This is a genomic window from Enterobacter sp. BNK-14, from assembly GCF_047456095.1.
Lineage (GTDB): Bacteria > Pseudomonadota > Gammaproteobacteria > Enterobacterales > Enterobacteriaceae > Enterobacter > Enterobacter kobei.
Map to the genome: position 1 here is coordinate 224,332 of NZ_CP179897.1, position 13,708 is coordinate 238,039.

Consider the following 13,708-nt stretch of genomic DNA (forward strand, 5'->3'; position numbering starts at 1 on the left):
CGAACGATGAAAAGCATAGTCATTCAACAGCCGAACCAGCTGGTCATTGAAGCGCGTCCACGCCCGCAGCCAGGCGCAGGCGAAGTGCGCGTCAAAATCACACTCGCCGGGATCTGCGGTTCGGACAGCCACATTTATCGCGGCCATAACCCGTTTGCGAAGTATCCGCGCGTGATTGGCCACGAGTTTTTTGGCGTGATCGATGCCGTTGGCGAGGGCGTGGATCCGTCCCGGTCAGGAGAACGGGTGTCGGTTGACCCGGTGATCAGCTGCGGACACTGCTACCCGTGCTCCGTCGGGAAACCAAACGTCTGCACCTCGCTGGTGGTGCTGGGCGTTCACCGCGACGGCGGTTTCAGCGAATATGCAACGGTACCCGCAAAAAATGCCTGGCGCATCCCGGATGCGATCCCGGATAAACACGCCGTCATGGTTGAGCCATTTACCATTGCCGCCAACGTGACGGGACAGGCCAACCCTGGTGAACAGGACGTGGCGCTGATCTACGGCGCAGGCCCGATGGGGCTGGTCACCGTGCAGGCGCTGAAGGGCGTCTATAAGGTGAAACAGGTGATTGTGGTTGACCGCATAGACGAACGCCTGGCAATGGCCCAGCGCAGCGGCGCGGACTGGGTCTTTAATAACGGCGAGCAGTCGTTGCAGGCCGCGCTGGACGAAAAAGGCATCAAACCGACGTTAATCATTGATGCCGCCTGTCATCCGTCCATTTTACAGGAAGCGATAACCCTGGCCTCGCCGGCGGCGCGCATCGTGCTGATGGGCTTCTCCAGCGAACCGAGCCAGATTGTTCAGCAGGGCATCACCGGCAAAGAGCTGGCGATTTTCTCCTCGCGCCTGAACGCCAATAAATTCCCGGTCGTCATCGACTGGCTGACAAAAGGACTGATCGACCCGGAAAAACTGATCACCCATACCTTTGACTATCACCATGTAACAGACGCCATTGAACTGTTTGAGAAAGACCAGAGGCAGTGCTGCAAGGTCCTGCTCACGTTCAACCCAGAATAATTCACGCGGTGAAGAGCCCGCGAAGACGGGCTCTATGTGGTACGCATCTTACCTTTCAGAGATAGCCATTATGACGCAAGCACAACCTCAAAGAACCACCTCCGATCTGGTGAAAGCCGCCGTTTCAGGCTGGCTGGGCACCGCGCTGGAGTTCATGGATTTCCAGCTCTACTCGCTGGGTGCCGCCCTGGTATTTCATGAAATCTTCTTCCCGGAACAGTCCGCTGCGATGGCACTGATCCTGGCGATGGGAACCTACGGTGCAGGCTATATCGCGCGTATCGTCGGCGCCTTTATTTTTGGTCGCATGGGCGACAGCATTGGCCGTAAAAAGGTACTGTTTATCACCATCACCATGATGGGGATCTGCACCACGCTGATTGGCGTGCTGCCCACCTATGCACAGATCGGGATTTTCGCGCCCGTACTGCTGGTGACGCTGCGCATCATTCAGGGACTCGGGGCAGGGGCAGAGATCTCCGGGGCCGGGACCATGCTGGCGGAGTACGCACCGAAAGGTAAACGCGGCATCATCTCCTCGCTGGTGGCGATGGGGACTAACTGCGGGACGCTGAGCGCGACCGCTATCTGGGCCGTTATGTTCTTTGCCCTCGACCGCGAACAGCTGCTCGCCTGGGGCTGGCGCGTGCCGTTCCTCGCCAGCGTCGTGGTGATGATCTTTGCCATCTGGCTGCGTATGAACCTTAAGGAAAGCCCGGTCTTTGAGAAAGTGAACGATGCTCAAACCGCGCAGCCGGACACATCGTTAGGTGCCATGGTGAAAAGTAAATCTTTCTGGCTGGCGACCGGTCTGCGTTTCGGTCAGGCGGGCAATTCGGGTCTGATTCAGACGTTTCTGGCCGGTTATCTGGTCCAGACGTTGCTGTTCGATAAAGCCATTCCCACCGACGCGCTGATGATAAGCTCCATTCTTGGGTTTATCTCTATCCCGCTGCTGGGCTGGCTGTCCGATAAAGTGGGACGCCGTCTGTTGTACATTATCCTTAATATTTCCGCCATTATTCTGGCCTACCCGATGCTGTCGATCATCGTCGATAAAAGCTATGCGCCGGGAACCATTATGCTCTCGATCATCGTTATCCATAATTTCGCGGTACTGGGGCTGTTTGCGCTGGAAAATATCACCATGGCGGAGATGTTTGGCTCGCGAAATCGCTTTACCCGGATGGCTATCTCCAAAGAGGCGGGCGGTCTGGTGGCAGTGGGGTTTGGTCCGGTGCTGGCGGGGATCTTCTGTAACATGACCGGTTCCTGGTGGCCGATTGTGGCCATGCTGGTGGCTTACTCTGTGATTGGTCTGGTCTCGGCCTGCCTGATGCCCGAAGTGCGGGATCGTGATTTGAGCGCAGCGGAAGATGCTGCGGAGGCCACGCCAAAAGAGCCTGTGGCCTACGGCACGGTATCGTCACGGCGGTAATGGTACACAGCCTGCGTGACTTGTCACACAACTTTGTCTTTGTGTCACACCACCTGAACAAAAGTTAATATAAATCAAAATCTCAAATGGCAGTATCAGTATGGTGGATGGCAGAGATTTTTTACCCCAACTGCCATTCTAGTTGGTGTAGTCAGCAGGCGCTGCCGCTTTATAACAAGCGGCAGCGATCCACAGCTTTCTAATTAACGAGTCTTAATCATGGAAAACACGTTATTACAGGCCAAAGCGACGCTGCCTCAGTACAATCGCGACAGCCTTAAAGCACGCATTGTTCATTTAGGATTTGGCGCCTTTCACCGCGCGCATCAGGCGGTGTATGCCGACATCCTCGCGTCTGATTATGGCAGCGACTGGGGCTACTGTGAGGTCAACCTGATTGGCGGCGAGCAGCAGATTGCCGACCTGAAGGCGCAGGATAACCTCTATACCGTAGCGGAGATGTCCGCCGATGCGTGGACATCCCGCGTGGTGGGCGTGGTCAAAAAGGCCCTGCATGCGCAGGTTGACGGGCTGGAGACCGTACTGGCAGCGATGTGCGAACCGCAGGTGGCGATTGTTTCACTGACCATTACCGAGAAGGGCTACTGTCACTCTCCCGCAACCGGGCAACTGATGCTCGATCATCCATTCATCGCCGCCGACCTGCAAAACCCGCATCAGCCGACGTCCGCGCCGGGTGTGGTGGTGGAAGCGCTGGCGCGTCGCAAAGCGGCGGGGTTACCGGCTTTTAGCGTGATGTCCTGCGACAACATGCCGGAAAACGGTCATGTGATGCGCAACGTAACCTGCTCCTATGCCCGGGCGGTAGACGGCGAGCTGGCGGACTGGATCGAGGCTAACGTCACGTTCCCGTCAACCATGGTGGATCGCATCGTACCTGCGGTCACGCCTGATACGCTGGATAAAATCGAACAGCTCACTGGCGTGCGTGATCCGGCGGGCGTGGCCTGTGAACCCTTCCGCCAGTGGGTGATCGAAGATAACTTTGTGGCGGGGCGTCCTGCGTGGGAAAAAGCCGGGGCCGAGCTGGTATCAGACGTCATTCCGTTTGAAGAGATGAAGCTGCGCATGCTTAACGGCAGCCACTCCTTCCTGGCTTACCTGGGGTATCTGGCCGGTTATCAGCATATCAACGACTGCATGGAAGATGAGAATTACCGCGTTGCGGCTCACGCGCTGATGCTCCACGAGCAGGCGCCGACCCTGAAGGTGAAAGGCGTCGATTTAGGACATTACGCCGATCTGCTGATTGCCCGCTACAGCAACCCGGCTCTGCGTCATCGCACCTGGCAAATCGCGATGGACGGCAGCCAGAAGCTCCCGCAACGCATGTTAGATTCCGTGCGCTGGCATCTGGTGCATCAGAAACCTTTCCCCCTGCTGGCGCTGGGCGTGGCGGGCTGGATGCGCTATGTCGGCGGAGTGGATGAGCAGGGTAATGCCATCGAGGTGAGCGATCCGCAGCTGGCGGTGATTCAGGCGGCAGTGAAGGGAAGTGCTGAAGGGGAAAGCCGCGTGCGTGCGCTGCTCGGCATTGAGTCTATCTTTGGCAAAGAATTACCGCGTGAGACGGTCTTTGTTGATGCGGTGATGACCGCGTACCAGTCTTTGGTGCAAAAGGGCGCGAAAGCTACCGTGGCGCAGTACGCGTCTCAACGGTAATTCAGTACATGCCGCCGTGCGCGGCGGCATGTCAGCGCACAACTTAGTGCATACCCAGACGAATCAGCTCAATCGGCTCGAACTTACCTTCGCATCCTTCCACTTCCACCGTTTTGCTGCGGCGCACCTGCGCGGCATCCAGCCCGTCGCTGTGGATCGCTTTAATCACGCCAGTTTTGCCTGTGCCGCTAATCATCACGCGGCTGCCAGTGGTAATTGCATTGCGGTTACGGTCGTATGTCATCATGGTATTTTCTCCTCTCTAACTTATCCGTTACGGCGGTATTTCAGGTTTCACCGTCCACGGGGCATATAAATACGCCTGTCTGCAAGTGATGTTTTTGTTTTTGATCAAAGTCACACTTTTTTCTTAATGACATGAGGTGCTGACGGTTCGCGACAGCAATTTACAAAGCAGACCGTTATTTTCATTTATTGATAGTTTCAACATGGAAGCGTTTAGGATTGGTTTATATTCCTGCTGCCATTCTGGGTACAGGAAATAACCCTTTCATCGGAATAAGGAGTCAGGCTTATGTATAAGAACATTTTGATGCCTGTAGATGTGTTTGAAATGGATTTGAGCGACAAAGCGGTTCGCCACGCGGCAAACCTTGCAAAGGCAGAGGGGGCATCAATTACCCTGGTCAACATTCTGCCTGCCAGCAGTCGGTCTCTGCTGCGCGGGTTCAATGCCGATATCAAAAAGTTTGAAGAGTATATGACCGCGGAATCCGCGAAGAAAATGAACGAATTAAAAAGACTGTTTGATATTGCCCCAGAGAATATTCACAGCATGGTTCGTTTTGGCAACGTTCGCGATGAAATTATCAAACTGAGCAAGGAGGGGAAATACGATGCGATTGTCATCGGGTCGAAAAACCCGAGCATCACCACCCATCTGCTGGGATCGAATGCGGAATCCATTCTGCGCTACGCCACGATTCCGGTGTTAGTCGTTCGCTAAACCCAACGCCGCGCCCAACAGGGTGCGGCAAATATTACTCTTCGCTAAACCACTCGCTGTTTTCCTGACGAATAAGCTGCACGGATTCGCTGATTTCCTGCAAATGCAGCGTCATCGCTTTTTCCACGCCGTCCGGGTCGCGTTTTTCCAGCGCGCTGAAAATATCGTGATGCTGTCTGAGCAGCATTTCCGGCGGGGAGACGTGATCGAGGCTCATATAACGCACGCGGTCGATGGTGGCCTTGATGTTCTCAATGGTATCCCAGGCCAACTGACAATCCGCTATTTGTGCCAGTTTCTGGTGGAATTCATCATCGAGCTGGAAGAAATCGTTGAGCTGTTTACGGTCGATCGCTATACGCTGCTGATGCAGGTTCTGCTCCAGCAGGTAACACTGGTTATCATTGATAAGCGTTGCCGCCCGGCGAGCGACCGCGCATTCAATGGCCTGGCGAACGAAACAGCCGTTACGCACCTGAGAAAGTGAAATTTTGTTTACGTAGCTGCCGCGCTGCGGGCGGATCTGAATCAGGCCGTTTTCAGCAAGCTTAATGAACGCTTCACGCACCGGCTGACGGGAGACGTCAAAACGCACCGAGACCTCTTTTTCAGAAAGCGGCGTTCCCGGCGGAATCAGGCAATGGACAATATCACGTCGCAAAATGCGATAGATTTGCTGGTTTACGGGCTGGGTGGGATTGAGTTGCGATTCAGCGGCCATGAGTTGTCATTTCTCAGAGAGTTAGCCTGAACATACTACCATTCTTTTCGGACCCGAAACAGACCCGGCCCGCAGGCCGGGTGGGGCTTATTTAGCCACGATGGACGCTAAGTCCGGCAAAACTCTGGGTGACTGGCATCATTTCCACGGTATTGATGTTGACGTGCTTAGGCAGCGTCGCCACCCACCAGACCGCTTCAGTGACATCTTCCGGCGTCAGCGCGTTAGCATTTTCGTAGGTTTTATCCGCTTTCGCATCGTCACCCTTGAAGCGCACGTTGGAGAATTCGGTGCCGCCCACCAGACCCGGCTCGATATCGGTAACGCGAATGGCGGTGCCGTGCAGATCGGTGCGCAGGTTCAGGCTGAACTGACGGACAAACGCTTTGGTCGCACCATAGACGTTGCCGCCCGCGTAAGGCCAGCTCCCGGCGGTAGAACCAATATTGATAATGTGACCGCGATTACGCTCAACCATGCCCGGCAACACCGCGCGAGTCATATAGACCAGCCCTTTGTTGTTGGTGTCGATCATGTTTTCCCAGTCTTCAACGCTGGCTTTGTGCGCGGGCTCCATGCCCAGCGCCAGTCCGGCGTTGTTGACCAGCAGATCAATGGCGCGCCACTCGGCAGGCAGGTTAGCAATCATCTCTTCAATGGCTGCGCGGTTGCGCACGTCCAGCTGTGCGGTCAGGATGCTGTCACCTAATTCGTCTTTCAGCTCCTGCAGGCGCTCCTGACGACGGCCCGTTGCAATCACCTTGTGCCCGTTGGCGACGAAGCGACGCGTGATGCATTCACCAAAACCCGCCGTTGCCCCGGTAACTAAAATAATCATCTCACTGTTCCTCAACGCTTTTTGTGTTGTACTAACATAGCACGGCCGCAGAGGGTGCGTTAAGGCAACATTTGTATGACAGCATTGCAGGTGATGGCGGCCTGGCCTACTCTGGGAAGATATCCGTTCTGAGGAGTGAAAGATGACGGCCACGAATCCTTTTTTTGAAATCAGTCTGTTGCCTTACCAGGCGCCCCATTTTGATCAGATTAACGACAGTCACTATCGTCCGGCGTTTGATGAAGCGCTGCGTCAGAAGCGGGCGGACATTGATGCGATTGCCTCGCAAACCGCCGCGCCAGACTTCAATAATACCGTGCTGGCGCTGGAGAAAAGCGGCGTTATGCTCTCGCGCGTCAGCAGCGTCTTTTTCGCCATGACCTCTGCGCATACCAATCCGTACCTGCAAGAGTTAGAGGAGCAGTTTTCCACTGAACTTGCCGCGCTGGCGAATGACATCTGGCTGAATGACACACTTTTCGCCCGCGTTGAGAGCGTCTGGCAAGATCGCGGCGCGCTGGATGCCGAGTCCCGTCGGCTGGTCGAGGAGACGTACCAGCGGTTTATTCTGGCCGGTGCGCGTCTGAATGAGACAGAAAAAGCCGAGCTGAAGGCGCTGAACACCGAGGCAGCCTCCCTGACCAGCCAGTTTAACCAGCGTCTGCTTTCCGCCGATAAAGCGGGTGGGCTGGTGGTGGATTATGCGCATCAGCTTGAGGGGCTCAGTGCAGAAGAGATCGCCGCCGCCGCGCAGGCGGCCGCGGAAAAAGGGCTTAACGACCGCTGGCTGATCTCGCTGCTGAATACGACTCAACAACCTGCGCTCTCTGCGCTGCGCAATCGGCAGACGCGTGAAAACCTGTTCAACGCAGGCTGGACGCGTACCCAGAAAGGGGATGAAAACGATACCCGCGCGCTGATCCTGCGTCTGACGGCGCTCCGTGCGCGTCAGGCTCGCCTGCTGGGCTTTAAGGATTACGCCAGCTGGAGTATTGCCGACCAGATGGCGAAAACCCCCGACGCCGCGCTGGCCTTTATGCGCGGCATTGTGCCTGCCGCCCGTGCCCGAGCGGAGCGCGAACAGGCCGATATTCAGAAAGTGATTGATGACGAGCAGGGCGGTTTCACCGTGCAGGCCTGGGACTGGGCCTTTTATGCCGAGCGCGTGCGCCAGGCGAAATATGCGCTTGATGAGTCGCAGATCCGGCCCTACTTTGCGCTCAATACCGTGTTGCACGACGGCGTGTTCTGGGCGGCCAGCCAGCTGTTCGGTATCCGCTTCGTGGAACGCTTCGATATTCCGGTTTATCATCCGGACGTTCGCGTATGGGAAATTTTCGACCATACCGGTGAAGGGATGGCGCTGTTTTACGGCGACTTCTTTGCCCGCGATTCCAAGCAGGGCGGAGCCTGGATGGGCAATTTCGTTGAACAATCTTTTGAGTTTTCTGCCCGCCCGGTTATCTACAATGTCTGTAACTACCCAAAACCGGGTAACGTGGGCACCGCGTTACTCTCCTGGGACGACGTAATTACCCTGTTCCACGAGTTTGGGCATACCCTGCACGGTCTGTTTGCCAGCCAGCGCTTCGCCACGCTGTCCGGTACCAATACGCCGCGTGATTTCGTTGAATTTCCGTCGCAGATCAATGAACACTGGGCCAGCCATCCTCAGGTATTTACCCGCTACGCCCGTCACTACGAAACCGGTGAACCGATGCCGGACGCGCTGCGGGAAAGCATGCTCAACGCGACCCATTTCAACAAGGGTTATGACATGACGGAGCTGCTGGGTGCGGCATTGCTGGACATGAACTGGCACGCCATCAGTGAAGCCGTATCTGACGTCGAAGCCTTTGAAACGGCTGCGTTGAAAAAAGAGGGACTGGACCTGCCCGCGGTCCCTCCGCGTTATCGCAGCAGCTATTTTGCCCATATTTTCGGCGGCGGTTACGCGGCGGGCTATTACGCCTACCTGTGGACGCAAATGCTGGCGGACGATGGCTATCAATGGTTTGTCGAGCAGGGCGGGTTGACGCGCGAAAATGGACAGAAATTCCGCGAGGCGATTTTGTCGCGCGGGAACAGCACTGATTTAGCTGAACTTTACCGGAGCTGGCGCGGGCACGATCCGAGGATTGAACCGATGCTGGAGAATCGTGGGTTAAGTGAATAGTGTCCATTTGGGCTGAAAAAAAGAACCGGGCGTGAAGCCCGGTTTTTTATACCCTTTAATCAGCGATATTTTAGCATGCTTTTGAAAGATAACCGGTGAAATTGAACGCGCCGATAAAAGGATTTTTTATTAATAGAGACAAAGCTCTACATTCGAGAACTGTTAATAATTTGATCTGGGTTGTAAGAAATAAAATCTTCTTTCAAATGTCTTTTTTAATTCTAAATTTTTGCCCTTTTATGCCGATAAATGAGGATAACAAAAAAATCGACGTTATAGCAGTTAAGAAGGCGAAAGATGACCCTACCTCTGACCACTCCTGGCTTTACGGATGCTGAGCATTCTAAGAGGCTGATAAATAAAACCTTTACCTATGTTGTAACGTTGCTGATCGCTATTTTTGCGGCGGCAATAATTTCTTTGTTGATAATAAAAAATAATGTTAATGAAATCAGCGATTCGCATGATGATTTCTTACTAAGAAAAGCGTTAGATACCCGACAGGAGAGCATCCGTAGCCATTTGAAAGACTATGCGGAGTGGGGGGATGCCTACAAACATCTTCATCAGAATGTTGACATGCACTGGGCATGGGATAAGCAGAATCTTGGCAAGTCTCTGTATGATAACTTTGGCTATGAGGGGGTGTTTGTTCTCTCTCCGGAAGGCGCCACGCGCTACAGCGTGATTTCCGGGAAACGGATACCTGAAGATCTGGAGCGTTGGTTGGGTCAATCCACAAAAGACCGTTTACTCAGTGAACTGAGCAGAAAAAAGGGATTGCCGGTGTCTATGCTAACGCTTATCGACGGCATACCGGCCATTGTTTCTGCTGAATGGATAACAACGGGTGATGATTCGAGTGTGCAACCGTTACCGGGCAGGCCTTCAGTCATGGTGTTTGTCGACAAATTAACGGCTAAAAAACTCCTTGCGATTGGGCATGATGCCGCCATCAAAAATGTTCGCATTTCACCCAATGAAGTTAATAATCAGACGTCATTGACCATAAGCACGCCAAATGGTGATGTGCATATTTTATGGGACAGTGAAAATCCTGGCCAGGCGCTGATCGTTTATTTCCTGCCATTACTCATTCTTTCCGTACTGCTGACAATATCGATGACGGTGATCCTTATGCGTCATATTATGCACAAGGCGAGAATTCATGACGAAAATGCCTTTCTCCTTGAGCAGGCACGATTGAATCTTATCACCAGTGAAAAACGATTCAGGGATGTCAGTGAAACAACCAGCGACTGGTTCTGGGAAACTGACTTATCGTTAAAGATTACATGGCTATCAGGTCGTTTCTCAACGGTAACGGGATATGAACATAGTCAATGGATAGGCCGCAGGCTGGATGAGCTCTTTCCGTCGACAAGTCACTTACTTCATGATCGTGTCCGCCACCGGGAATTAACTGGACGCTTCGAATTTAAGAATTGCCCTTATATTAACTATCAGCAATCCACGTCCTACTGCACGCTTCTGGCTAAATTTTCTTCTCAGCCTGATGGTTCGGTGGTTTTACGGGGCGCGGCAACAGATGTCTCTCTGGAAGTGGAAGCAACTAAACGTGTGGAATTTCTGTCACGGCATGATGAATTAACGGGGCTTCCAAACCGGTATCATATTAAGGAGTTTCTGGCGGGCCGGTTAGCGAATGAAGGCGTCAATAATTATCCCTTTGCAATGATTTGCCTGGATCTGGACAAGTTCAAACCCGTCAATGACATTTTTGGGCATTCCACCGGCGACGCTCTGCTTGGCGAAGTCGCCTTACGTCTTAAAAGCTGTATTCGGAGCGGTGATTTTGTTGCACGGCAGGGCGGGGATGAATTTATGCTGCTCCTCGGTAACACCAGCCAGACAGACCAGATTGAAGAGGTGTGCCAGCGCATCGTGTCAGAACTCAACCGTCCTTTCACCATTGATGGCAATGATGTGACAATAGGGGTAAGCATGGGGATTGCACTGGCCCCACAAGACGGCAACAGCGCAAACGATCTTCTGCGCTATGCTGACATTGCGCTTTACCAGGCAAAACAATCCGGGAGAAACCGATGGGTCTATTATCGCCAGGATATGTCGGAAAAGCTGACCGAACGCAGAAAACTCGAACTGGAGCTGAAGACCGCCATTCGCGAAGACCAACTCTATCTGGTTTATCAACCGCGTTATAACCTCCGATATTCGAAAACAGATGCCGTCGAAGCGCTGGTCCGGTGGCAACACCCGGATCGAGGAACCATGATGCCCGATCAGTTTATCCCGTTGGCTGAAGAAACAGGGCTGATTATTAGCCTCAGCAACTGGGTCATTCGTAAAGCGTGTACGGAGGCCAAAGATCAATTGCCAGGGTTATCGGTATCAGTCAACATTTCGGCTATTGAATTCCAGGCGAGCGATCTGGCTGAAAGAGTAAAAGAAATTCTTCACGAAACGGGACTTGAACCCACCAGGCTGGAAATAGAAGTGACTGAAAATGTCACGCTTTCCGATCCAGAAAAAACGTTGCACACCATGAAAGCCCTCAAAAAAATGGGCGTACGGATTCTGATCGATGATTTCGGTACCGGCTATGCCTCTCTGAGCTATCTTCGAAAGTTTCAGTTTGATGGGCTAAAGCTCGATAAAAGCTTTATTTTTACCTTAGCGGATTCGCCACAGAACCAATCGGTAGTCGAGAAGATAATCGATTTGGGTAAAGCCTATTCCATGGAAGTGACCGCTGAAGGAGTGGAGACCAGCGAACAGCTGGCTTTTCTTAAAAAAAATAAGTGTGATGAAGTTCAGGGATATTTACTTGGTAAACCCGCTGCCATTGCCGATCTCAATTTAAACGCCAACCTGGTGAATACATAAACGCGTTTTTGCATCTTCCGCGCCCCCTGGGACAGGGAAGCGTCAGCGAAAAAAAAACCGGGCTTTTCGCCCGGTTTTTTATCTTACGACCAGCACAGGGCATTTTGCGTGGCGCACCACTGCCGCCGCATTTGAACCTAACAGATACGTTGATATGTCAGGCTTATGGGAGGCGATGATGATCAGGTCGGCGCCGATCGTGTCCGCGAGTTTTAGGATCTGATCTTTTGGCGATCCCGTAACGGCGTGCGTCTGCACCTTTTCTGGCGGAATTTTAAATTGCTTAACGATTTCATCCAGTTTTTCTAAAGCCGCATGCTGGAACTCTTTTAGCTTCGGCATCTCCACGGAGTAGGCCAGGCCTAAAGATGAATAATAAGGTAGCGAAGGAATGACCGTAAGAAAATGGACTTTAGCTGTGTTAAGTGCGGTATGAGCCTGAACGAAAGGAATCACCATATGCGTCAGGCTATCTTCGGAAATATCAATTGGAACCAAAATTGAATTGTACATTTGTCCCTCCTGAGTGTTTTTTACACAATTCAGGTTAGACCGTTAATTCCAGGAAAACAGAGAGCAGGTTGTCATAACGGAGACAAATTTCGGTTCTGTGATAGCTATACAGGCGAACGTTCCCGGCATGGGGTCAATGACGCGATCTGCACGACAATCCGTACCTGCAACGCGACGTATCAAACCGCGCAATGCCGGGTATACTACGTTTTAATTTTTTCAGGCGACCCTTTGTAAAGGCAGGCAGTATGTCTCTTCGTTCGCTACGGGCGTTATGCCTGACCAGTTTTTTCATTGCGGATGTCCGCGATGGCCTCGGCCCTTTTCTCGGTATTTTTCTCACCGAACGTCACTGGACGCCCGATGATATTGGTATTCTGATGACGGCGGGCGGGCTGGCGGGTTTACTGGCCACGCTCCCGGCGGGATTCATCACCGACACCTCCCGAAACAAACGCGCTGTACTCGCGCTGCTTTGCCTGTTGATCACCCTGAGCACGCTTCTGCTCTGGTTTAGCCAGCAGAGCGGCGTTGTCGCCGTTTCACAAATTATCACCGGCATCTGTGCGGCGTTTGTGGGGCCATTGATCACCGGAATTACCTTAGGGCTGACCGGCCAGAGTGGGTTCAGCGCGCAGATGGGCAAAAATGAGGCGTTTAATCATGCGGGCAATTTTATGACCGCACTGATGGCTGGCGGCATTGCCTGGTACTGGGGCGTCGGCGGAATTTTCCTGCTGATGACCTGTACGACGTTGCTAACGTTGTGTGCGCTGCTTGCCATTCGCAATAAGGATATCGACAACAATGCCGCGCGCGGGTTGTCCTCTCCAGCGAACCTGCCTGTTCCGGGCTTTGCGGTGCTGATTAAAAACCGGGCGCTGTTTGTTACCGGACTGACGCTGCTCCTGTTTCATCTGGCGAACGCTGCGCTGTTACCGATGCTCAGCATGAGGGTTGCGGCGGCACCCGCCTCAATCAACCCCGGCTTGTATGCAGCGGGCACTGTCATTATTTCTCAGGCCGTGATGATCCCCGTCGCCATTTGGGTCGCACGGAGAATAGAACACTACGGCTACTGGAGATTAATTATGCTGGCGCTGCTGGTGATGCCGGTGCGTGCGGCGCTGGCGGCGTCCACGGACGCGCCGTTGATGATGATCCCGGTGCAAATTCTCGACGGGCTGGCCGCAGGCATCCTAGGCGTCGTGGTACCGTCGTTTATTGTTGTGCTGTTGCGAGGGAGCGGGCACGTCAATGCCGGGCAGAGCGTGGTGATGTTGATGCAGGGCGTTGGGGCATCGATGAGCCCGGCGTTAACCGGCACGATAGCCGGGCATTACTCCTTTGCGACGGCATTCAGCGTGCTGAGCGCGATTGCGCTGGTGGCCGTCCTGCTCTGGTGGCGCGTTGCTCACCGAACCTGGGAAACAGACAGTACGCCGGGTGGGGCATAGCCGCCACCCGGCGTCATA

General features: G+C 53.6%; 11 protein-coding genes. 7 read left to right on the plus strand and 4 right to left on the minus strand.

Annotation, left to right across the window (positions count from 1 at the left end):
• The first annotated feature begins 6 nt into the window (after positions 1-6).
• The 3 genes from ACMGGM_RS01135 to ACMGGM_RS01145 all read left to right on the plus strand — a co-directional run bounded on the left by ACMGGM_RS01135 (position 7) and on the right by ACMGGM_RS01145 (position 4,150).
• Entirely contained in the window at positions 7-1,029 is a 1,023-nt protein-coding gene (locus ACMGGM_RS01135) for a Zn-dependent oxidoreductase (protein WP_047626285.1), read from the plus strand.
• A 70-nt stretch (positions 1,030-1,099) separates the two neighbouring features.
• Positions 1,100-2,467, plus strand: coding sequence for an MFS transporter (locus ACMGGM_RS01140; protein WP_395291704.1), 1,368 nt, complete (start codon positions 1,100-1,102; stop codon positions 2,465-2,467).
• Between the two features lie 219 nt (positions 2,468-2,686).
• Positions 2,687-4,150: a mannitol dehydrogenase family protein gene (locus tag ACMGGM_RS01145; RefSeq protein WP_179120815.1), complete on the plus strand. Its 1,464-nt coding sequence runs from the start codon at positions 2,687-2,689 to the stop codon at positions 4,148-4,150.
• A gap of 43 nt (positions 4,151-4,193) precedes the next feature.
• On the opposite strand, the gene ydfZ is transcribed toward ACMGGM_RS01145, so the two are convergent.
• A complete protein-coding gene (gene ydfZ / locus ACMGGM_RS01150; protein ID WP_014883679.1) occupies positions 4,194-4,397 on the minus strand; it encodes a putative selenium delivery protein YdfZ in 204 nt (67 codons plus the stop codon).
• 288 nt (positions 4,398-4,685) lie between these two features.
• Here ydfZ and ACMGGM_RS01155 point away from each other — a divergent pair, with 288 nt between their 5' ends.
• Entirely contained in the window at positions 4,686-5,117 is a 432-nt protein-coding gene (locus tag ACMGGM_RS01155; protein WP_047344081.1) for a universal stress protein, read from the plus strand.
• 34 nt (positions 5,118-5,151) lie between these two features.
• On the opposite strand, the gene ACMGGM_RS01160 is transcribed toward ACMGGM_RS01155, so the two are convergent.
• Positions 5,152-5,838 (minus strand): GntR family transcriptional regulator, encoded by a 687-nt coding sequence (locus ACMGGM_RS01160; protein WP_014883681.1) that lies wholly within the window; start codon positions 5,836-5,838, stop codon positions 5,152-5,154.
• Positions 5,839-5,929: 91 nt separating this feature from the next.
• Complete coding sequence (gene ydfG, locus ACMGGM_RS01165; protein WP_023330307.1) at positions 5,930-6,676, minus strand: bifunctional NADP-dependent 3-hydroxy acid dehydrogenase/3-hydroxypropionate dehydrogenase YdfG; 747 nt, start codon at positions 6,674-6,676, stop codon at positions 5,930-5,932.
• A 142-nt stretch (positions 6,677-6,818) separates the two neighbouring features.
• Between ydfG and dcp the strand changes: the two genes are divergently transcribed.
• Both dcp and ACMGGM_RS01175 read left to right on the plus strand, forming a co-directional pair.
• On the plus strand, positions 6,819-8,852 hold the full coding sequence (dcp, locus tag ACMGGM_RS01170) for a peptidyl-dipeptidase Dcp (RefSeq protein ID WP_414149084.1): 2,034 nt from the start codon (positions 6,819-6,821) through the stop codon (positions 8,850-8,852).
• 297 nt (positions 8,853-9,149) lie between these two features.
• A complete protein-coding gene (locus tag ACMGGM_RS01175; RefSeq protein ID WP_414149085.1) occupies positions 9,150-11,720 on the plus strand; it encodes an EAL domain-containing protein in 2,571 nt (856 codons plus the stop codon).
• 78 nt (positions 11,721-11,798) lie between these two features.
• On the opposite strand, the gene uspF is transcribed toward ACMGGM_RS01175, so the two are convergent.
• Positions 11,799-12,233 carry a universal stress protein UspF gene (uspF, locus tag ACMGGM_RS01180; RefSeq protein ID WP_023338284.1) on the minus strand — a complete coding sequence of 145 codons (435 nt, stop codon included), beginning with the start codon at positions 12,231-12,233 and terminating at the stop codon, positions 11,799-11,801.
• 248 nt (positions 12,234-12,481) lie between these two features.
• Between uspF and ACMGGM_RS01185 the strand changes: the two genes are divergently transcribed.
• Positions 12,482-13,690, plus strand: a complete 1,209-nt coding sequence (locus tag ACMGGM_RS01185) for an MFS transporter (RefSeq protein ID WP_014883688.1) — start codon at positions 12,482-12,484, stop codon at positions 13,688-13,690.
• Positions 13,691-13,708 lie beyond the last annotated feature (18 nt).

What these genes read in the sequence shown, in the direction of transcription:
- ACMGGM_RS01135 (WP_047626285.1), top strand. Translation starts at nt 7, where the DNA reads ATGAAAAGCATAGTCATTCAACAGCCGAACCAGCTGGTCATTGAAGCG.
- ACMGGM_RS01140 (WP_395291704.1), top strand. Translation starts at nt 1,100, where the DNA reads ATGACGCAAGCACAACCTCAAAGAACCACCTCCGATCTGGTGAAAGCC.
- ACMGGM_RS01145 (WP_179120815.1), top strand. Translation starts at nt 2,687, where the DNA reads ATGGAAAACACGTTATTACAGGCCAAAGCGACGCTGCCTCAGTACAAT.
- ydfZ (WP_014883679.1), bottom strand. Translation starts at nt 4,397, where the DNA reads ATGATGACATACGACCGTAACCGCAATGCAATTACCACTGGCAGCCGC.
- ACMGGM_RS01155 (WP_047344081.1), top strand. Translation starts at nt 4,686, where the DNA reads ATGTATAAGAACATTTTGATGCCTGTAGATGTGTTTGAAATGGATTTG.
- ACMGGM_RS01160 (WP_014883681.1), bottom strand. Translation starts at nt 5,838, where the DNA reads ATGGCCGCTGAATCGCAACTCAATCCCACCCAGCCCGTAAACCAGCAA.
- ydfG (WP_023330307.1), bottom strand. Translation starts at nt 6,676, where the DNA reads ATGATTATTTTAGTTACCGGGGCAACGGCGGGTTTTGGTGAATGCATC.
- dcp (WP_414149084.1), top strand. Translation starts at nt 6,819, where the DNA reads ATGACGGCCACGAATCCTTTTTTTGAAATCAGTCTGTTGCCTTACCAG.
- ACMGGM_RS01175 (WP_414149085.1), top strand. Translation starts at nt 9,150, where the DNA reads ATGACCCTACCTCTGACCACTCCTGGCTTTACGGATGCTGAGCATTCT.
- uspF (WP_023338284.1), bottom strand. Translation starts at nt 12,233, where the DNA reads ATGTACAATTCAATTTTGGTTCCAATTGATATTTCCGAAGATAGCCTG.
- ACMGGM_RS01185 (WP_014883688.1), top strand. Translation starts at nt 12,482, where the DNA reads ATGTCTCTTCGTTCGCTACGGGCGTTATGCCTGACCAGTTTTTTCATT.